Raw genomic sequence first — 14,522 nt, forward strand, 5'->3', positions numbered from 1 at the left:
CCATGCAACGAGAACCGGTGCTGGCGCGACGTTTCTTCGACCGGTTCGAGCCGGTGCACGCGGTGACGTATTTCGCGCCGGAGGCGCGGGCCGCGTTGGACGGGCTGGGCTACCGCGGTTTCTGGATGGGTTACTTCGCCGCCCGGTCGGCACCGCTGGGGATAGTCCCCCGCGAGGTCATCACCGCGATCTTCTACAACTTCGCGCCCGAGCGGGTCGCCAAGGCCCTGCCCGCGGCATGGCAGATCGCGGGGCCCGACGCGGCGTCGCGCGCCCGGCAGGAGTCCGCGGTCGCCGCACTACGCCGCTACGGACTCGACTCGAACGAAAATGTCCGCACCGCAGCGGAATTGGCGGGCAAGGCGGCGCGGCGCGCACCGCTCGACGCGCGGCCGCTGTTCGCCGCGAACCTGGCACTGCCGTGGCCGGACGATCCGCTCGCCGCGCTGTGGCACGCGACCACGTTGCTGCGTGAGCACCGTGGCGACGGGCACGTCGCCGTGCTGGCGGCCGCCGGCATCTCGGGCCGCGACTCCAATGTCTTACACGCCGCGGCGGGTGGGGTTCCTCGCGAATACATCGCCCGCACCCGCGATTACGACGAAGCCGCGTGGCGGCACCACGAGCGGCGCCTGGCCGAGCGCGGGCTGCTCGACGACGACGGGGCGCTGACGGCGGCCGGCCGGGAACTCAAGGATCACATCGAGCGGTCCACCGACACGCTCGCCCTGTCGGCGCTCGATGCGCTCAGCGACGACGAGGTGGAGACGCTGTTTCGGGCTCTCACACCCCTCACCCGCGCCGTGGTCGCCGGAGGGGACGTCCCAGACCTCACGCCAATGGGCCTGCGCCGCGACGAATTGTACGACAACAGCGCACATTTGAGCGTGACCGACGGGTTAGCCTAAACCTTATGAGCAGCCAGCGAATCCCCGGCGGGGTGGTGCACAAGCTTCCGGCGGACCTGCGCGAGTCGTTGATCGGCAACACCGCGGCCCTCGCCGCGTGGAAAGACATCACGCCCCTGGCCCGCAACGAGTTCATCTGCTGGGTCGAGGACGCCAAGCAGAAAACCACGCGGCAGCGCCGCATTCGCCGGACGCAGGAGGAGCTGGAAGAAGGCAAGCGCCGGCCATGCTGCTGGCCGGGGTGCAAGCACCGCGAGCGCACCGGCAAGTAGCTGTCAGCGGGCGAGCGGTTTGTAGAAGACCAGGCCGTTGCCCTTGTTGTCGTAGACCACCGCGCGGCGTTCGTGTGCGTCGTCGTACGGGGCCTTGACGATGCCGCCGCCGCTGGCCTCCACCGCCTTCGCCGCGGCGTCGACGTCGGCGGTCTTGATGCCGACAACGACGTGACCCGGGATCGGATGGTCCACGGGGGTCGCCAGTGCGAGAGTGACCGACCCGCCGTCGAGGGCTGCGAAGTGCGCCCCGTCGCGGAATTTCAGCGGCATGCCCAGCGTCTCGCCGTAGAACCGGATCGACTCGTCGAGGTCGTCGGTCGACAGGATGATCATTTTCACTTCGTGCTCGCTCACGGTGCCTCCTCTGGCTGGATGGCATAGAGACTAGGCCGGGAGGGCTGCTCGGGGAAGGCGCCGAGCGGCAGATTCATTGCGCAGGGCGAGATTCAGGTGCGGCCGGCCGGAACAATCTGCCCGTCAAGGTAATCCATCGGCGGCCCGTCCCCGCGTCCGGCGTCGCGGTCGGCCACCGCGGTGGCCAGGACAGCGCCGTCCTGAATGGTTCCGACGATCTCGACCCGGTCGTTGACCGTGAAATGCGTAGCGGCCGCAGCGGATTGGCCACCGTGACCAATAAGCGTCGTGTTGGGGGTGACAAGGTAGGTCTGGGTGTAGCCGTTGGCGCTGCGCGCGGTGACCGAGCCCGCCGACACCGCAATCACCGTGCCCACTTGCCGCACCGGCTGCGCAGCCGCCGGCGGCTCCTGGCTCGCCTCGATCGTTCGCTTTTCGCTGTGCGGGACGTTGAGCACCAGCGCCGCACACGCCGCCGCACACAGCATCGCAGCCGAAGCGACTTCACATACCGTTGCGACACCCGACCGGCGCAGCGCACCCGCCCGCGGTCTTTGCTCCGGGGTCACGCTCATCCGATGCCTGGCACCCACGATCAGTCCTTCCCTGCGGTTTTGCGCCGACGAAGGTCGGCGCGTACCGAATCAGGTTGTTGCTCGTGGATTTACCCCGGGCGGGGTGCCGATAAACCGGCCCGGCGGACCACTTGTGGGCCGGCCGGATCAGTGCCGGGGTGGTCAGCCCTTGGTCAGGGTGAACTGCGCGACGTCGGTGTAGCCCTCGCGGAACAGGTCGGCGCAACCGGTGAGGTACTTCATGTACCGGTCGTACACCTCTTGGGACTGAATCGCGATGGCCTCGTCGCGGCGCGACTCGAGCGCGGCCGACCAGGTGTCGAGGGTGCGCGCGTAGTGCAGGCGCAGCGGCTGGACGAGCTTGACGCCGAAGCCGGCGCGCTCGGCGTGCTCCACCACGGTCTTCGCGGCGGGCAGGTCACCGCCCGGGAAGATCTCGTCCATGATGAATTTCATGAACCGCAGCTTCGTCATGGTGATGGGCAGCCCGCGCTCGGCGAACTCTTCCTGGCTGGGCTGGATGATGGTGTGCAGCATCATCACGCCGTCGGCGGGCAGCGCCTCGTAGGCCATCTTGAAAAAGTCGGGGTAGCGGTCGCGCCCGAAATGCTCGAAGGCGCCGATGGAGACGATGCGGTCCACCTTTTCGTCGAACTGCTCCCAGCCCTGCAGCAGCACGCGCTTGCTGCGCGGGCTGGGATGCTGGTCCAGCCGCTGCTGCACATGCGCCTGCTGGTTGCGGCTCAGGGTCAGGCCGACGACGTTGACGTCGTACCGCTCGAGCGCCCGGACGATGGTGGTGCCCCAGCCGCAGCCGATGTCGAGCAGCGTCTGGCCCGCTTGCAGCCCGAGCTTGCCGAGCGACAGGTCGACCTTCGCGAGCTGCGCCTCTTCCAGGGTCATGTCGTCGCGCTCGAAGTACGCGCAGCTGTAGGTGCGCGTCGGGTCCAGGAACAACGCGAAGAACTCATCGGACAGGTCATAGTGGGCCTGAACGTCGTCGAAATGCGGCTCTAGGCTCACGGGCTCGCTGCGGTTCTCAGGCACAAACAACCTCTGACTGTGGTGGATTTTTGCGGCGCGCGATCGAGGGCGATCAACACGCTGGTGCCCTAGTGTATCCGGACGGTGTATGCACCCCTTCTGGAGTGTTCCCGGTCGGTTGACTGGCCCGCCGCTATGGGACACCATGGCCGCGAACCGCTGCGGTGAGGGAGGTGGGGCGGCGCGATGGCTGACATCACCATGTTGATCCTCGCCGACCACGAGTGGTTCCGCGAACAGTTCGCCCAGCTGGACTACCTGCAGGCGCAGGATCCGACCGACGAAACCGCCCTGACGCGGGTGTGGCGTCCTCTTGCCGACAAGCTCGACGTGCACGCCTATATTGAAGAGAAGATCTTCTACCCGCAATTGCTGAAGCGGGGCACCGACGACGCCGAGGGCGAGACGCTCGACGCCATCGGGGATCACAACGACATTCGCGACGGGGTGCGCGACGCCAACGCAGCCCGGGTCGGCAGCGAGCAGTGGTGGGCGGCGGTCGGCCGCACCCGGGAGGCCAACGACGAGCACATGGGCGAAGAGGAGCGGGAAGGGTTGTCCGACTTCCGTCGCGCCGCCCCCATCGGCCTTCGCGAAGCGCTCGGGCGGCAATACAGCGACTTCATGGCCGAGCACCCCACCACCGAGGGGTTGCCGATCGTCGACCGCGACCCTGAGCGCTACGTCGAGGATATCGAGGCCACCACGCAGTCGAAGCCGCAGGAGCAGTCAACCCCCCAGGATTTCTCGCTTCGCATCGGCAGCCTGAAAGGTCAGTGAGTTCCCGCCGACCTTGCCGCGGCCGCTACGATCGGCCACCGGTCGATGGACACTATAGAGCCGGTTGGGAGTGCGATTTTGTTCGGCCCGCGAGACTTCTGGGTACGCAATTCGTCGATGAATGCACGGGGCCGCCGGAGGAAATGGGCACGCAAAGACATCAGGGTCGCCGACCCGGCCATGCGCCAAACCATCATGGGGACCGCGATCGGCAACTTCATGGAGTGGTACGACTTCGGCGTCTACGGCTACATCGCCACCACCATCGCCCAGGTTTTCTACCCGGGTAAGAGCGTCAGCGGTGTCCACCTCATCGCCACGTTCGGCACGCTGGCCGCGGCGTTCGTGGTGCGCCCGCTGGGCGGGTTCATCTTCGGCCCGCTCGGCGACCGCATCGGACGACACCGGGTCCTTGTCGTCACCATCCTGATGATGACGGTGAGCACCACCGTGACCGGTTTGTTGCCCGGCTACAGCACCATCGGCATCTGGGCGCCGATCCTGCTCGTCATCGCCCGCATATTCCAGGGCTTGTCGACCGGCGGTGAGTATGTCGGCGCGATGACCTATCTGGTCGAGCAGGCCCCCGACCATAAACGCGGCATGATGGTCGGGTTTCTGCCGATGGGCAACCTGGTCGGCTTCGTGCTTGCCGGGATGATGGTGACCGGGCTGCAGACCTGGCTCCCCGACGACGCCATGCTGGCTTACGGCTGGCGGATCCCCCTGCTGCTGGGCGCGCCCTTCGGCCTGTTCGCGCTGTTCCTGCGGCTACGGCTCAAGGAGTCATCCGCCTACCAGAACGCGACGGAGGGCGCGCCGCACTCGGGCGGGCGTAAACAACAATTTCGGCGCACCGTCGTGGATCAGTGGCGGGGGCTGCTGATCTGCGCGGCTCTGGTGCTGACCTCTCAGGTCGCCGACTTCATGCTGACCGGCTACCTGCCGACGTACCTCAAGCTGTTCGTGCGCGTCGGCCACACCGCCGGGCTGGTGATGATCGTGGTGACGCTGGCGATCCTGATGGTCACCGTGGTGCTCGTCGCCGCGTTGTCCGACCGCATCGGCGTCAAACCCATCATGTGGACGGGCTGCGCACTGCTGGTCGTGGGTTCCATTCCGGCGTTCCTGCTCATCCGCTTCGGCGCCATCTACCCGGTGATCTTCCTCGGGGTGCTGCTGATCGGGCTGATGGAGCTGTGCTTCGACAGCACAGCTCCCGCGATGCTGCCGGCCCTGTTCCCCACCAACGTGCGCTACGGATCGCTGGCCATCTCGTACAACATCTCGATATCGGCGGTCGGCGGCACCACGCCGCTGATCGCCCAGGCGCTGGTGTCGGGCACCGGCAACGTCATGGCACCCGCCTACATGTTGATCTTCGGTGGACTGGTGGGCGCCGTCACGCTGCTGTTCACGCCCGAGGTCGCCAGGAAGCCGCTGCCCGGCTCCGGGCCCGCGGTGGAAAGCGAGCGGGAGGCGCGCGAGCTGGCCGACGACGTCAGGTGATCTAAAGGCATTGGGAAAGAAGCGCTTTCAACGGGCGCGCACCACGACGTTTATTTCGCGCATTCCGGCCTACTCCTAATGCATGAGAACCGCTTTTCACCATCGGTTGGGGACGCTCACCGAACAACTCGGGGCGATGTGCGCGATGGCCGGAGAGGCGATCGGACAGGCCACGGTTGCGCTGCTGAAGGCCGACCTGGCCCTGGCGGAACGGGTCATCGCGGGCCAGGAGGACGTCGTCGCCGTCAACGCTCGCGTCGAGGAGACCGCGTTCACTCTGCTGGCATTGCAGGCCCCGGTGGCCACCGATTTGCGGGCGGTGGTCAGTGGCATTCGGATCGCCGCGGATGCCCAGCGGATGGGGGCGCTGGCGGTCCACGTGGCCGAGATCGCCCGCATGCGCCATCCCCGCAATGCCGTACCCGAAGACGTGCGCCGACAGGTCGCCGAGATGGGTGAGGTGGCCGAGCTGTTGGCCGGTGTCGCCCGAGAAGTGTTGCTGGACCGGGATCCTCGCCGAGCGGCACAGATTCGCCGCGACGACGACGCGATGGACGAACTGCATCGCCAATTGCTGGCGGCGCTGGTGGATCCCGGATGGCCGTATGGTGTCGCCGCCGCGGTGGACGTCACCCTGTTGGGGCGCTTCTACGAGAGGTTCGCCGACCACGCCGTTCAGATTGCTCGGCGGGTCATCTTCCAAGCCACCGGGCATTAGGCCGAAACCGGCTGCCACCAAACGGGTTTCGGCGGCCTGTGTGAGAAGCCCCGGCTTGGGTATATAAGCGATGTGCTTCCTCGTCATCGTCGTCCCATCGCCCCCGCCGGCTCCCCACCCGGGCCGGCGCGCTGATGGCGAATCCCAAGCCGGTTCCCGACGACCTGCGTCGGTTGGCCGCGGCACACGGGGTGGCCACCTCCTACCGCAACGAGCGGCGCGAGCCCGTCGAGGTCGACGCCGACGTCGTGATCCGCGTGCTCGGCCTGCTCGACGTCGACGCCGCCAGCGAAGCCGACCGTCGCCGCGAGTTGGCCAAGCTGGCCGAGCGCGACCGCGCCGGCGCCCTGCCCCCCACCGTTTCCGTCCGCCTGGATGGGCGGCCCCGGCCGCTGCCCGGCGCGGCCGTCCTGGTGAGCGAGGACGGCGACCGCACCGAGGTGCGCGACGAGCTGCCCGACGACCTGACCCCCGGCTGGTATCGGCTGCAGCTGCGCGACGGGCGGGAGGCCACCCTGGTCGCCGCGCCACCCCAGGTGCCCGCGGCCCCCGCCACCTGGGGCTGGATGCTGCAGCTCTACGCCCTCCGATCGGCCCGCTCCTGGGGCATCGGCGACCTGGGCGACCTGCGGGAGTTTATGAACTGGACCGTCGCCGAGCACGGTGCCGGCGCGGTGCTGCTCAACCCGCTCAGCGCGCCCGGGCCGACCCATCCGGTGCAGCCGTCGCCCTACACCCCCTCCAGCCGACGGTTCGCCAACCCGCTGGCGCTGCGCGTCGAGGACCTCGACGCGTACCGCCGGGCCGACCCGGACACCCGCGCCGAGGTGGATGCGCTGCGGGTCTCGGCAACGACCGAACGCATCGACCACGACCTCGTGTGGGCGGCCAAGCGGTCGGCGCTGGAGCTGCTCTGGCGCGCCGAGGGCCGGCCCAGTCCGCTGGACGGATCGGCCGCCGGCACGGGCCTGCGCGACTGGGCCACGTATTGCGCACTGGCCGAGCGGCACGGCGGCCGGTGGAGCCGCTGGCCCGAGCCCCTGCGTGACGTCGCCGGGCCGGCCGTCGCGGCGGCGCGGCGAGAGTTGGCGCCCCGGGTGGCGTTCCACGCCTGGGTGCAGCAGCGCTGCGCCGAGCAGCTGGTCGCCGTGCGCGACACCGCCCGAAGCGCGGGGATGGCCCTGGGGGTGTTGCACGACCTCCCCGTCGGGGTCGACGCCGAGGGCGCGGACGCGTGGGCGCTGGCCGACGTGCTCGCCACCGGGGTCAGTGTCGGGGCGCCACCGGACAACTTCACTCCCCGCGGACAGGACTGGGGGTTGCCGCCGTGGCGGCCGGACCGCCTCGCCGCCACCGGCTACGCCGCCCTGCGCGACATGCTGCGCGCCGTCGTGACCTACGCCGACGGCCTGCGGATCGACCATGTCGCCGGCCTGTGGCGGTTGTGGTGGATTCCCCCGGGCGACGGTCCGGATCGGGGCACCTACGTGCACTATGACGCCGACGTGATGCTCGCCGTCCTCGCCCTGGAGGCACACCGGGCCGGAGCCACCGTGGTCGGCGAGGACCTGGGCACCGTCGAACCGGAGGTGACTGAGGCGCTGGCCGGCAACGGGATGCTCGGGTGCGCGGTGTCCTGGTTCACCCGCGACGAGTCCGCCCCCGGGGAGCCGCTGCTGACGCCGCCACAATGGCCGTCGCGGGCGGCCGCCAGCCTGTCCACCCACGACCTGCCCACCGCCGCGGGCTTCCTGCGCGCCGAGCACGTGCGGGCCCGCGCCGATCTCGGGCTGCTCGACGACGTGGCGGGCGAGCAGTCGGTGGCCGACAAGGAGCGGGCCGAATGGTTGGAGCTGCTGCGGTCCGAGGGCCTGCTTGACGGCCCGGATCCGGATGAGGCGGCGATCATCACCGCGATGCACCGGTTGCTGGCGGCGACACCGAGCCGCCTGAAGTTGATTTCGCCTTACGACGTGTTGGCCGAACCCCGGCAGCCCAATCTGCCGGGCACGATCGACGAGTACCCGAACTGGCGGCTCCCGCTCGCGCAGACACTGGAGGAGCTACGTGCCGACCCCAGGGTCGCCGAGATCACCGCCGCCTTCCGCGAGTCGCCGTAACCGAGTCTCACGCGTGCCGCAGCACCAGCAGCTCGCTGGTCAGTGTCCCCTCGTCGAGCAGCCGCCCGATCTGTGCGCTTTGGCGTTCGGCCAGTTGCCAGGCCTCCGTGTGCCCGTGCCGGTCGCTCAGGGCGTCCGTCACGGCGTCGACGCGCTCGTTCCACGCGTCGGAGATCGGCGGAAGGTCCGCGGTGCCGAGCCGCTGCTCGACGTGCAGCGACGCGCGCCGAACCAGGTCGAGTAGCCCGCCGGGCGTCGGGAAATGGTTGCCGTCCAACGTCTCGTTCGCTTTGTCGCCGTGGGCGAGAAAGACGAGCAGGCCGATCCGGCCGCCCGGCCGGACGACACGGCGCAGCTCCTCGAGGACCGTGAGGTGATCCGGTGTCGTGCTCAACACGCCAAGTGCCCACGCGGCGTCGAAGCTCGAGTCCGCCACCGGTAGGGCCGACCCCAGCGCGCACGCCACCGGGAAGCCGAACAACTTCTTCGCCGCGCGGCACGCACCTGTCTCCGGCTCGATGAGCACCGGCCGCACCGAGCGCTCTCGCGCCGCGTAGGCCGCGGGGCCCCCGACGCCCGCCCCGGAGTCCAGCAACGTGGAACCGGGCGCCAGGCCCATCTCCGCTATCAACCAATCGAGGGCGGCCGGACTGCCACTGCCCCGGCACCCGGCGGGCACGTAATAATCCGGCCCGAGGTCGGCGGCCACCTGCGCGGTCCACTCGGCGACGGTGTCGAACTCTGCCTCCATCGCTTCCGTCATCGACGCCCCTCCACTCGTATTCGGCGACCGACCTCCGCCTTGATTTCCGCACCGATGCGCCCGCCCGCCGCGGACGCCAAACCGGACACGTTGACTCCCTCGACGCCTTCGATCGAGAGCAGCGCGCGCGCCGCGGCCACCGCTGCCTCGATCCCGGCGGACACCGGATCCGGCGCGCCCAAAACCTGTTCCGTCACGGCCCGATCGAGTTCCAGGCCGGGCAAGCCTTGCAGCACCGCCGCGGACACGGCGTCGGTGAACACCGCCACCGCCGCGATCACCGGGATCGCCAGACCCGCCGCCCGGGCCGCCCTCACGAAGTCGGCCACCATCTCGGGACGGGGCACGTGGTTGAGGACGGCCAGGCTCGCTCCGGCCCGTTGCTTCTGGACCAACCGGGCGGGCCGGTCTGCTACGGGCGGGGCGGTGGGCGTTTCGGGCGCCGCGGCGACCATTCCCGTCGAAGCGGCCAGCGAAACCAGGCGCGGCCCGTCGAGGTCGAAGGTCTGCGTGACGTCCGGACGCACGTCGTAGCCGCGCCCGTCGCCCGTCACGCACAACACCGTCTCCACGTTGATGCTGCGCAACCCCCGCAGCTCCTGCTCGAGCACCACGCGGTTGCGGTCGCGGCACGACAACGTGATCCAGGGCGTCACGCCGGCGTCGAGGAGCAGTGACCCCATGAGCGTCGGCGGAAAATCGGGCTTGTTCTGGTGCTCCCCGACCAGGACGGCGTCGCACCCCGGCGCCAGCACGGCCGCGGTCGCCGCGACGTCCTGGCGATCGAACGGGGTGCAACTGAAATCGGTGAGCACCAGTGGCGCGCGAGCGGGACGCGCCGCGTGCTGACGGCCAGACCACGCCACCACGCCGTCGAACGCGCACGCGCCCGGGCGCATCTCGCATTGGCCGTCGGGCCGCACCCCGCCGCACGGTCCGAACTCCATTCGTTTCGGACACTCCAAACCCGCCGACATCTCACTCCCCGTGCGCCAGTGTTCGCATCGATGTACCCCAACGACCGCGCCCGCAAGCCCTCGGGCCGGGACCGGATTCGGAGTGCTGTTTCGGGATTAGCAAACGTTCCCGGCGGCTACTAGGAGATGGGCGTGTACCGCGCGGACGGTGCAGCGAAACGAACGGGGTTGACCATGGAACCGATATCGCCGACTGATGCGCTGTTCCTCATCGGCGAGTCCCGCGAGCACCCGATGCACGTGGGATCGCTTCAGCTCTTCGAGCCGCCCGAGGACGCCGGGCCCCATTTCGTCCGCGAGGCCTATCAGGCCATGCTCGAGTGCACGGATGTGCAACCGCTGTTCCGCAAGCACCCGGCCTTCTTCGGTGGTCTGACCAACCTCGCGTGGTCGTTCGACAACGACGTCGAGCTCGACTACCACCTGCGCCGCTCGGCCCTCCCGGAGCCCGGGCGGGTCCGCGATCTGCTGGAGCTGGCGTCCCGGCTGCACGGCAGCCTGCTCGACCGCCACCGCCCGATGTGGGAAGCCCACCTCGTCGAGGGCCTCCAGGACGGTCGGTACGCCGTGTACACGAAGTACCACCACTCCCTCATGGACGGCGTGTCCGCGATGCGGCTGGTGCAGCGCGCGTTCACCCCCGACCCGGACGACGACGAGGTGCGCGTCCCGTGGACCCTGGGGCCGCGCAAACGCAGCAAGGAACACAAAAGTCAGTCACTGCTCGAGCGCGCCGGCCGCACCGCGGGGTCGGCGCTCGCCCTGGCGCCATCCACCCTCAAACTGGCCCGGGCGGCGCTGCTCGAACAGCAACTCACACTCCCGTTCCGCGCGCCGCGCAGCATGTTCAACGTCCGGATCGGCGGTGCCCGGCGAGTGGCCGCACAGTCGTGGTCGCTGGACCGGATCAAGGCGATCAAGTCGGCGGCCGGAGTGACGGTCAACGACGTCGTGCTCGCCATGTGCTCCGGGGCCCTGCGGGCCTACCTCTTGGAGCAAGATGCCCTGCCCGACGCCCCACTGACCGCGATGGTGCCGGTCAATCTGCGCAAGACCGACGACGACCGCGGCGGCAACCTGGTCGGAACGTTCCTGTGCAACCTGGCGACCGACCTCGACGACGCGGGGCGGCGCCTCGAGATCGTCAGCACGTCGATCCGCGACACCAAAGACGTGTTCCAGCAATTGCCACCGGTGCAGCAACTGGCACTGTCGGCGTTCAACATCGGCGGCCTGTTCTTCGGGCTGATCCCCGGGTACCTGTCGGCGGCCTCACCGCCCTTCAACATCGTCATCTCCAACGTCTCCACCGGTCCCTCCGAGCCGCTGTACTGGCGGGGCGCCCGGTTGGACGGCAACTATCCGCTGTCCATCCCACTCGACGGGCAGGCGGTCAACATCACGGTCACCAACAACGCCGACAACCTCGACTTCGGTCTGGTGGGCTGCCGCCGCAGCATCCCGCACCTGCAGCGGCTGCTGGGCCACCTGGAGACCTCGTTGAAAGACCTCGAGCGCGCCACCGGCGTGTGAGCGGGTGACGGCTAGGGCCTGGTGGTGTAGTCCAGGCACACCGTCGTGCCGTTGGGCCGCGCGTTGATGGTGCAGTGGTCGGCGAGCGCGTGCATCAGCAGGAGGCCGCGGGATCGCCGGGGATCGTTGAGCCGCTGCGGCGCGGGGGGGTGCCAGGATCCACGATCGCTGACGCACACGCTGATCGATTGGGCGGCGGGATCGTAGCTGGCCTGCAGTTTCATGGTGCCGACCGTGGTCTGGGCGCGGTACGCGTGCTCGACGCAGTTGGCCAGCGCCTCATTGACGCCCAGAATGATGTCGTCGCGCACTTCAGCCGGGGCCTCCGTCACTTCCTGGAGCCACCGGCGCAGGGCGCGGCGCAGTTCCGCCGCCGTGACGGCGTCGGCGGCACCAGCGCAGGTCAATCGCGCGGGCGTGACGACCCTGGGTGGAAGTAGTGAGGTCATGCTAAGGACATACCCCGGTGCGGGTGGGGTGCTAAACCCCTTCGCGTCTCGCTTTGGCAACGGGCGGGTACACGTTCGGAATCGGGTTGCCGTACAACGACATACAGAGGGATCCTATGGAATTCCGTGCCTTCATCGAACCGCAACAGGGCGCCCGTTATGCCGATCAGGTCGCCGTCGCCCAAACCGCTGAGCAGCTGGGCTTTGCAGCGTTTTTCCGGTCCGACCACTACCTGGCGATGAGCGGCGACGGCCTACCGGGTCCCACCGACTCGTGGGTGACCCTGGGCGCAATCGCGCGGGAGACGTCGAGCATCCGGCTCGGCACCCTGGTGACCTCCGCAACGTTTCGCCATCCGGGTCCGCTGGCCATCGCGGTGGCGCAAGTGGACGACATGAGCGCGGGGCGTGTCGAACTCGGACTGGGCAGCGGCTGGTTCGAGAAGGAGCATCAGGCGTACGGGATTCCCTTTCCTCCGCTGCGGGAGAGGTTCGACCGGCTCAGCGAACAGCTCGCCATCGTCACAGCGCTGTGGACGACGCCGCCCGGTGAGACCTTCGACTACGCCGGCAAGTACTACACCATCACCGGCTCGCCGGCGCTGCCCAAACCGACGCAGACCCCGCATCCGCCTATCGTCATCGGCGGTCTCGGCGCCAAACGCACTCCGCAGCTGGCGGCGAAGTACGCGGCCGAGTTCAACATTCCCTTCGCGCCGATCGACGTGGCCGAGAAGCAATTTCAGCGGGTGGCGGACGCGGTCACCGAGGCGGGCAGGCCGGCCGACTCGATGGTCTACTCGAGCGCATTCGTGCTCTGCGCCGGGCGCCGCGACCGCGAGGTGGCCCGCCGCGCCGACGCGATCGGCCGCAACCTCGACGAGTTGCGCTCGAACAGCCCGCTGGTCGGCACTCCCGCGCAGATCGTCGACAACTTGGGCGGGTGGAAACACCTCGGCGTGCAGCGCGTCTACACCCAGCTGCTGGACCTAACCGATCTCGGGCACCTGGAACTACTGGCGAGTGAGGTTATGCCGCAACTGCTTTGAGGCTCACACGGACTCGGCCTCGGCGCGTTCCTCCTCGAGCCGATCCTTGCTCCTCAGCAGCCGCAGCAACGTCACGAAGAGCAGCCCGCCGATCATGTTGCCCACCACGGTGTAGCCGAACCAGCCCAGCCATGTCAGATAACCGAACGGCGCCTTCCCGGTAACCAGCGCGCCGAAGATCAGCAACGAATCCAGAATCGAATGGAACAACCGCAGCCCGGCGAGCAGGAACGCTGCGGCGACGGCGGCCGCGATCTTGGCCGGCACGGAATCGGTGCCGTGTTGCATCCGGGTCATCAGCGTGATGACCATGCCGCCGAGGATCGCCAAAACCATGCTCTGCGCCGACACCGGCGCGGTGGCGAAATGGGTGCCGGACTCGATCGTCTGGGCGTGCAGCTCTGGGAAGCCCGTCATGATCAACCACATGATCACCCAGCCGCCGACGAGGTTGGCGAACATGGTGCCGCCCCATAGTTTGGCCAGCTGGCGGAGGCTGGCGCGTTTGGCGGCCACGGTCACGACGGGAATGATGAAGCCCTCGGTGAACAGCTCGCTGCGGCCCAGCAGCAGGGCCAGGAAACCGATCGAGAAAGCCAATCCGGCCAACAGCGGCCGGTGGGTGGCGTCCAACACCGACAGGTAGGCGAGCACCCCGATTCCCACCTCGGTCCCGCCGAAAAAGCCGGTGACCAACACGCCGCGCCAGGTGCGGTGCAGACGCTGGGTGCCCTCGCTCAGCATCCTGCTGAACGCGTCCTCGAGCTCGTCCTCGATGGGACTGTTGGTGTCTCCGAGCTCGCGTTGGGTCGTGTCACTCATGGTGGATGGCCTAGTACCCGTTAATCGGGGCTGGACCATCCGGTGTGAGGCATCTGACAGGGGCGGCCCCGCTGTCACTTGCGCGGTCGCAGCACCGGTGTCACCAGCGCACCGGTGTCGAGGTAACTCTCCAGGTTGCGGATCGCCAGCAGCGCCATCGCCCTGCGAGTCCGGGCGGTGGCGCTGCCGATGTGCGGGAACAGCACCACGTTGTCCATGTCCAGCAGCTCGGCCGGCACGTGCGGTTCGTCGACGAAGACGTCCAGACCCGCACCGGCCAGGGCGCCGCCGGCCAGCAATTCCACCAGCGCGCCCTGGTCGACGACGCTGCCACGCGCGATGTTGATGAGGTAGCCCTCGGGGCCCAACGCCTCGAGGACGCGCCGGTCGACCAGCTGGTGCGTCTTGGAGTCGCCGGTGGTGGCCACGACGAGGACGTCGACCGATTCGGCCAGTTCCACCGGCGAGTCGGCGTAACGGTACGGCGATCCGTCGATGCGACGACGGTTGTGATACGCGACGGCACAGTCGAATCCGACCAGCCTGGTCGCTATAGCCGAACCGATGCGGCCCAGCCCCAAGATTCCGACCTGCAGGCCGCTGACGTCGCGGGCGTAGGGGAATGGCCCGTCGCGCACCCACCCCT

The 14,522-nt window shown here is 68.7% G+C and carries 16 protein-coding genes; 8 read left to right on the forward strand and 8 right to left on the reverse strand.

Translation table 11 applies throughout. The features are described from left to right. Positions 1-2 precede the first annotated feature (2 nt). Together A5756_RS15030 and A5756_RS15035 are read left to right on the forward strand one after the other, a co-directional pair. Positions 3-908 (forward strand): hypothetical protein, encoded by a 906-nt coding sequence (locus tag A5756_RS15030; RefSeq protein ID WP_066953577.1) that lies wholly within the window; start codon positions 3-5, stop codon positions 906-908. A 5-nt stretch (positions 909-913) separates the two neighbouring features. Continuing rightward, positions 914-1,180, forward strand: coding sequence for a YdeI/OmpD-associated family protein (locus A5756_RS15035; RefSeq protein WP_066953578.1), 267 nt, complete (start codon positions 914-916; stop codon positions 1,178-1,180). A gap of 3 nt (positions 1,181-1,183) precedes the next feature. Here the strand turns inward: A5756_RS15035 and A5756_RS15040 are convergent, their stop codons facing one another. The 3 genes from A5756_RS15040 to A5756_RS15050 form a co-directional block, all read right to left on the reverse strand. Further along, the gene (locus tag A5756_RS15040; RefSeq protein WP_066953579.1) at positions 1,184-1,537 is read right to left on the reverse strand and encodes a VOC family protein; all 354 of its coding nucleotides are present in this window, start codon (positions 1,535-1,537) and stop codon (positions 1,184-1,186) included. Between the two features lie 92 nt (positions 1,538-1,629). Continuing rightward, positions 1,630-2,112, reverse strand: a complete 483-nt coding sequence (locus A5756_RS15045) for a DUF5666 domain-containing protein (RefSeq protein ID WP_231989176.1) — start codon at positions 2,110-2,112, stop codon at positions 1,630-1,632. 162 nt (positions 2,113-2,274) lie between these two features. Further along, positions 2,275-3,159: a cyclopropane mycolic acid synthase family methyltransferase gene (locus A5756_RS15050; RefSeq protein ID WP_066953582.1), complete on the reverse strand. Its 885-nt coding sequence runs from the start codon at positions 3,157-3,159 to the stop codon at positions 2,275-2,277. 183 nt (positions 3,160-3,342) lie between these two features. Here A5756_RS15050 and A5756_RS15055 point away from each other — a divergent pair, with 183 nt between their 5' ends. From A5756_RS15055 to malQ, 4 genes are all read left to right on the forward strand, one after another. Further along, positions 3,343-3,936 (forward strand): hemerythrin domain-containing protein, encoded by a 594-nt coding sequence (locus A5756_RS15055; RefSeq protein ID WP_066953586.1) that lies wholly within the window; start codon positions 3,343-3,345, stop codon positions 3,934-3,936. 180 nt (positions 3,937-4,116) lie between these two features. Further along, the gene (locus A5756_RS15060; protein ID WP_066953588.1) at positions 4,117-5,445 is read left to right on the forward strand and encodes an MFS transporter; all 1,329 of its coding nucleotides are present in this window, start codon (positions 4,117-4,119) and stop codon (positions 5,443-5,445) included. Positions 5,446-5,527: 82 nt separating this feature from the next. Further along, positions 5,528-6,163, forward strand: coding sequence for a phosphate signaling complex protein PhoU (gene phoU, locus A5756_RS15065; protein ID WP_066953589.1), 636 nt, complete (start codon positions 5,528-5,530; stop codon positions 6,161-6,163). Positions 6,164-6,297: 134 nt separating this feature from the next. After that, entirely contained in the window at positions 6,298-8,283 is a 1,986-nt protein-coding gene (gene malQ / locus A5756_RS15070; protein WP_066953591.1) for a 4-alpha-glucanotransferase, read from the forward strand. A gap of 7 nt (positions 8,284-8,290) precedes the next feature. Here the strand turns inward: malQ and A5756_RS15075 are convergent, their stop codons facing one another. Both A5756_RS15075 and A5756_RS15080 read right to left on the reverse strand, forming a co-directional pair. Next, positions 8,291-9,046: a class I SAM-dependent methyltransferase gene (locus A5756_RS15075; RefSeq protein WP_066953593.1), complete on the reverse strand. Its 756-nt coding sequence runs from the start codon at positions 9,044-9,046 to the stop codon at positions 8,291-8,293. After that, on the reverse strand, positions 9,043-10,023 hold the full coding sequence (locus A5756_RS15080) for a methylenetetrahydrofolate reductase C-terminal domain-containing protein (protein ID WP_066953595.1): 981 nt from the start codon (positions 10,021-10,023) through the stop codon (positions 9,043-9,045). The genes A5756_RS15075 and A5756_RS15080 overlap by 4 nt, the downstream gene beginning before the upstream one ends. A gap of 174 nt (positions 10,024-10,197) precedes the next feature. Between A5756_RS15080 and A5756_RS15085 the strand changes: the two genes are divergently transcribed. Next, positions 10,198-11,556, forward strand: coding sequence for a wax ester/triacylglycerol synthase family O-acyltransferase (locus A5756_RS15085; RefSeq protein ID WP_066953596.1), 1,359 nt, complete (start codon positions 10,198-10,200; stop codon positions 11,554-11,556). An 11-nt stretch (positions 11,557-11,567) separates the two neighbouring features. Here A5756_RS15085 and A5756_RS15090 read toward each other — a convergent pair whose 3' ends face one another. Then, positions 11,568-12,005: an ATP-binding protein gene (locus tag A5756_RS15090; protein ID WP_066953597.1), complete on the reverse strand. Its 438-nt coding sequence runs from the start codon at positions 12,003-12,005 to the stop codon at positions 11,568-11,570. Positions 12,006-12,121: 116 nt separating this feature from the next. On the opposite strand from A5756_RS15090, the gene A5756_RS15095 reads away from it, so the two are divergent. Continuing rightward, complete coding sequence (locus A5756_RS15095) at positions 12,122-13,054, forward strand: LLM class F420-dependent oxidoreductase (RefSeq protein ID WP_066953598.1); 933 nt, start codon at positions 12,122-12,124, stop codon at positions 13,052-13,054. Between the two features lie 3 nt (positions 13,055-13,057). Here the strand turns inward: A5756_RS15095 and A5756_RS15100 are convergent, their stop codons facing one another. Beyond that, complete coding sequence (locus A5756_RS15100) at positions 13,058-13,876, reverse strand: formate/nitrite transporter family protein (protein WP_066953599.1); 819 nt, start codon at positions 13,874-13,876, stop codon at positions 13,058-13,060. A gap of 74 nt (positions 13,877-13,950) precedes the next feature. Continuing rightward, positions 13,951-14,522, reverse strand: a 572-nt coding sequence (locus A5756_RS15105; protein ID WP_304441119.1) for an NAD(P)-dependent oxidoreductase, incomplete at its 5' end; no start/stop codon positions are given.

Source organism: Mycobacterium sp. 852002-53434_SCH5985345 (genome assembly GCF_001667155.1).
Lineage (GTDB): Bacteria > Actinomycetota > Actinomycetes > Mycobacteriales > Mycobacteriaceae > Mycobacterium.

Bases quoted from the DNA above. Each gene is read 5' to 3' on its own strand.
- A5756_RS15045 (WP_231989176.1), bottom strand. From the start codon at position 2,112: ATGAGCGTGACCCCGGAGCAAAGACCGCGGGCGGGTGCGCTGCGCCGG.
- A5756_RS15030 (WP_066953577.1), top strand. From the start codon at position 3: ATGCAACGAGAACCGGTGCTGGCGCGACGTTTCTTCGACCGGTTCGAG.
- A5756_RS15075 (WP_066953593.1), bottom strand. From the start codon at position 9,046: ATGACGGAAGCGATGGAGGCAGAGTTCGACACCGTCGCCGAGTGGACC.
- A5756_RS15055 (WP_066953586.1), top strand. From the start codon at position 3,343: ATGGCTGACATCACCATGTTGATCCTCGCCGACCACGAGTGGTTCCGC.
- malQ (WP_066953591.1), top strand. From the start codon at position 6,298: ATGGCGAATCCCAAGCCGGTTCCCGACGACCTGCGTCGGTTGGCCGCG.
- A5756_RS15060 (WP_066953588.1), top strand. From the start codon at position 4,117: ATGCGCCAAACCATCATGGGGACCGCGATCGGCAACTTCATGGAGTGG.
- A5756_RS15095 (WP_066953598.1), top strand. From the start codon at position 12,122: ATGGAATTCCGTGCCTTCATCGAACCGCAACAGGGCGCCCGTTATGCC.
- A5756_RS15090 (WP_066953597.1), bottom strand. From the start codon at position 12,005: ATGACCTCACTACTTCCACCCAGGGTCGTCACGCCCGCGCGATTGACC.
- A5756_RS15035 (WP_066953578.1), top strand. From the start codon at position 914: ATGAGCAGCCAGCGAATCCCCGGCGGGGTGGTGCACAAGCTTCCGGCG.
- A5756_RS15080 (WP_066953595.1), bottom strand. From the start codon at position 10,023: ATGTCGGCGGGTTTGGAGTGTCCGAAACGAATGGAGTTCGGACCGTGC.
- A5756_RS15100 (WP_066953599.1), bottom strand. From the start codon at position 13,876: ATGAGTGACACGACCCAACGCGAGCTCGGAGACACCAACAGTCCCATC.
- A5756_RS15085 (WP_066953596.1), top strand. From the start codon at position 10,198: ATGGAACCGATATCGCCGACTGATGCGCTGTTCCTCATCGGCGAGTCC.
- phoU (WP_066953589.1), top strand. From the start codon at position 5,528: ATGAGAACCGCTTTTCACCATCGGTTGGGGACGCTCACCGAACAACTC.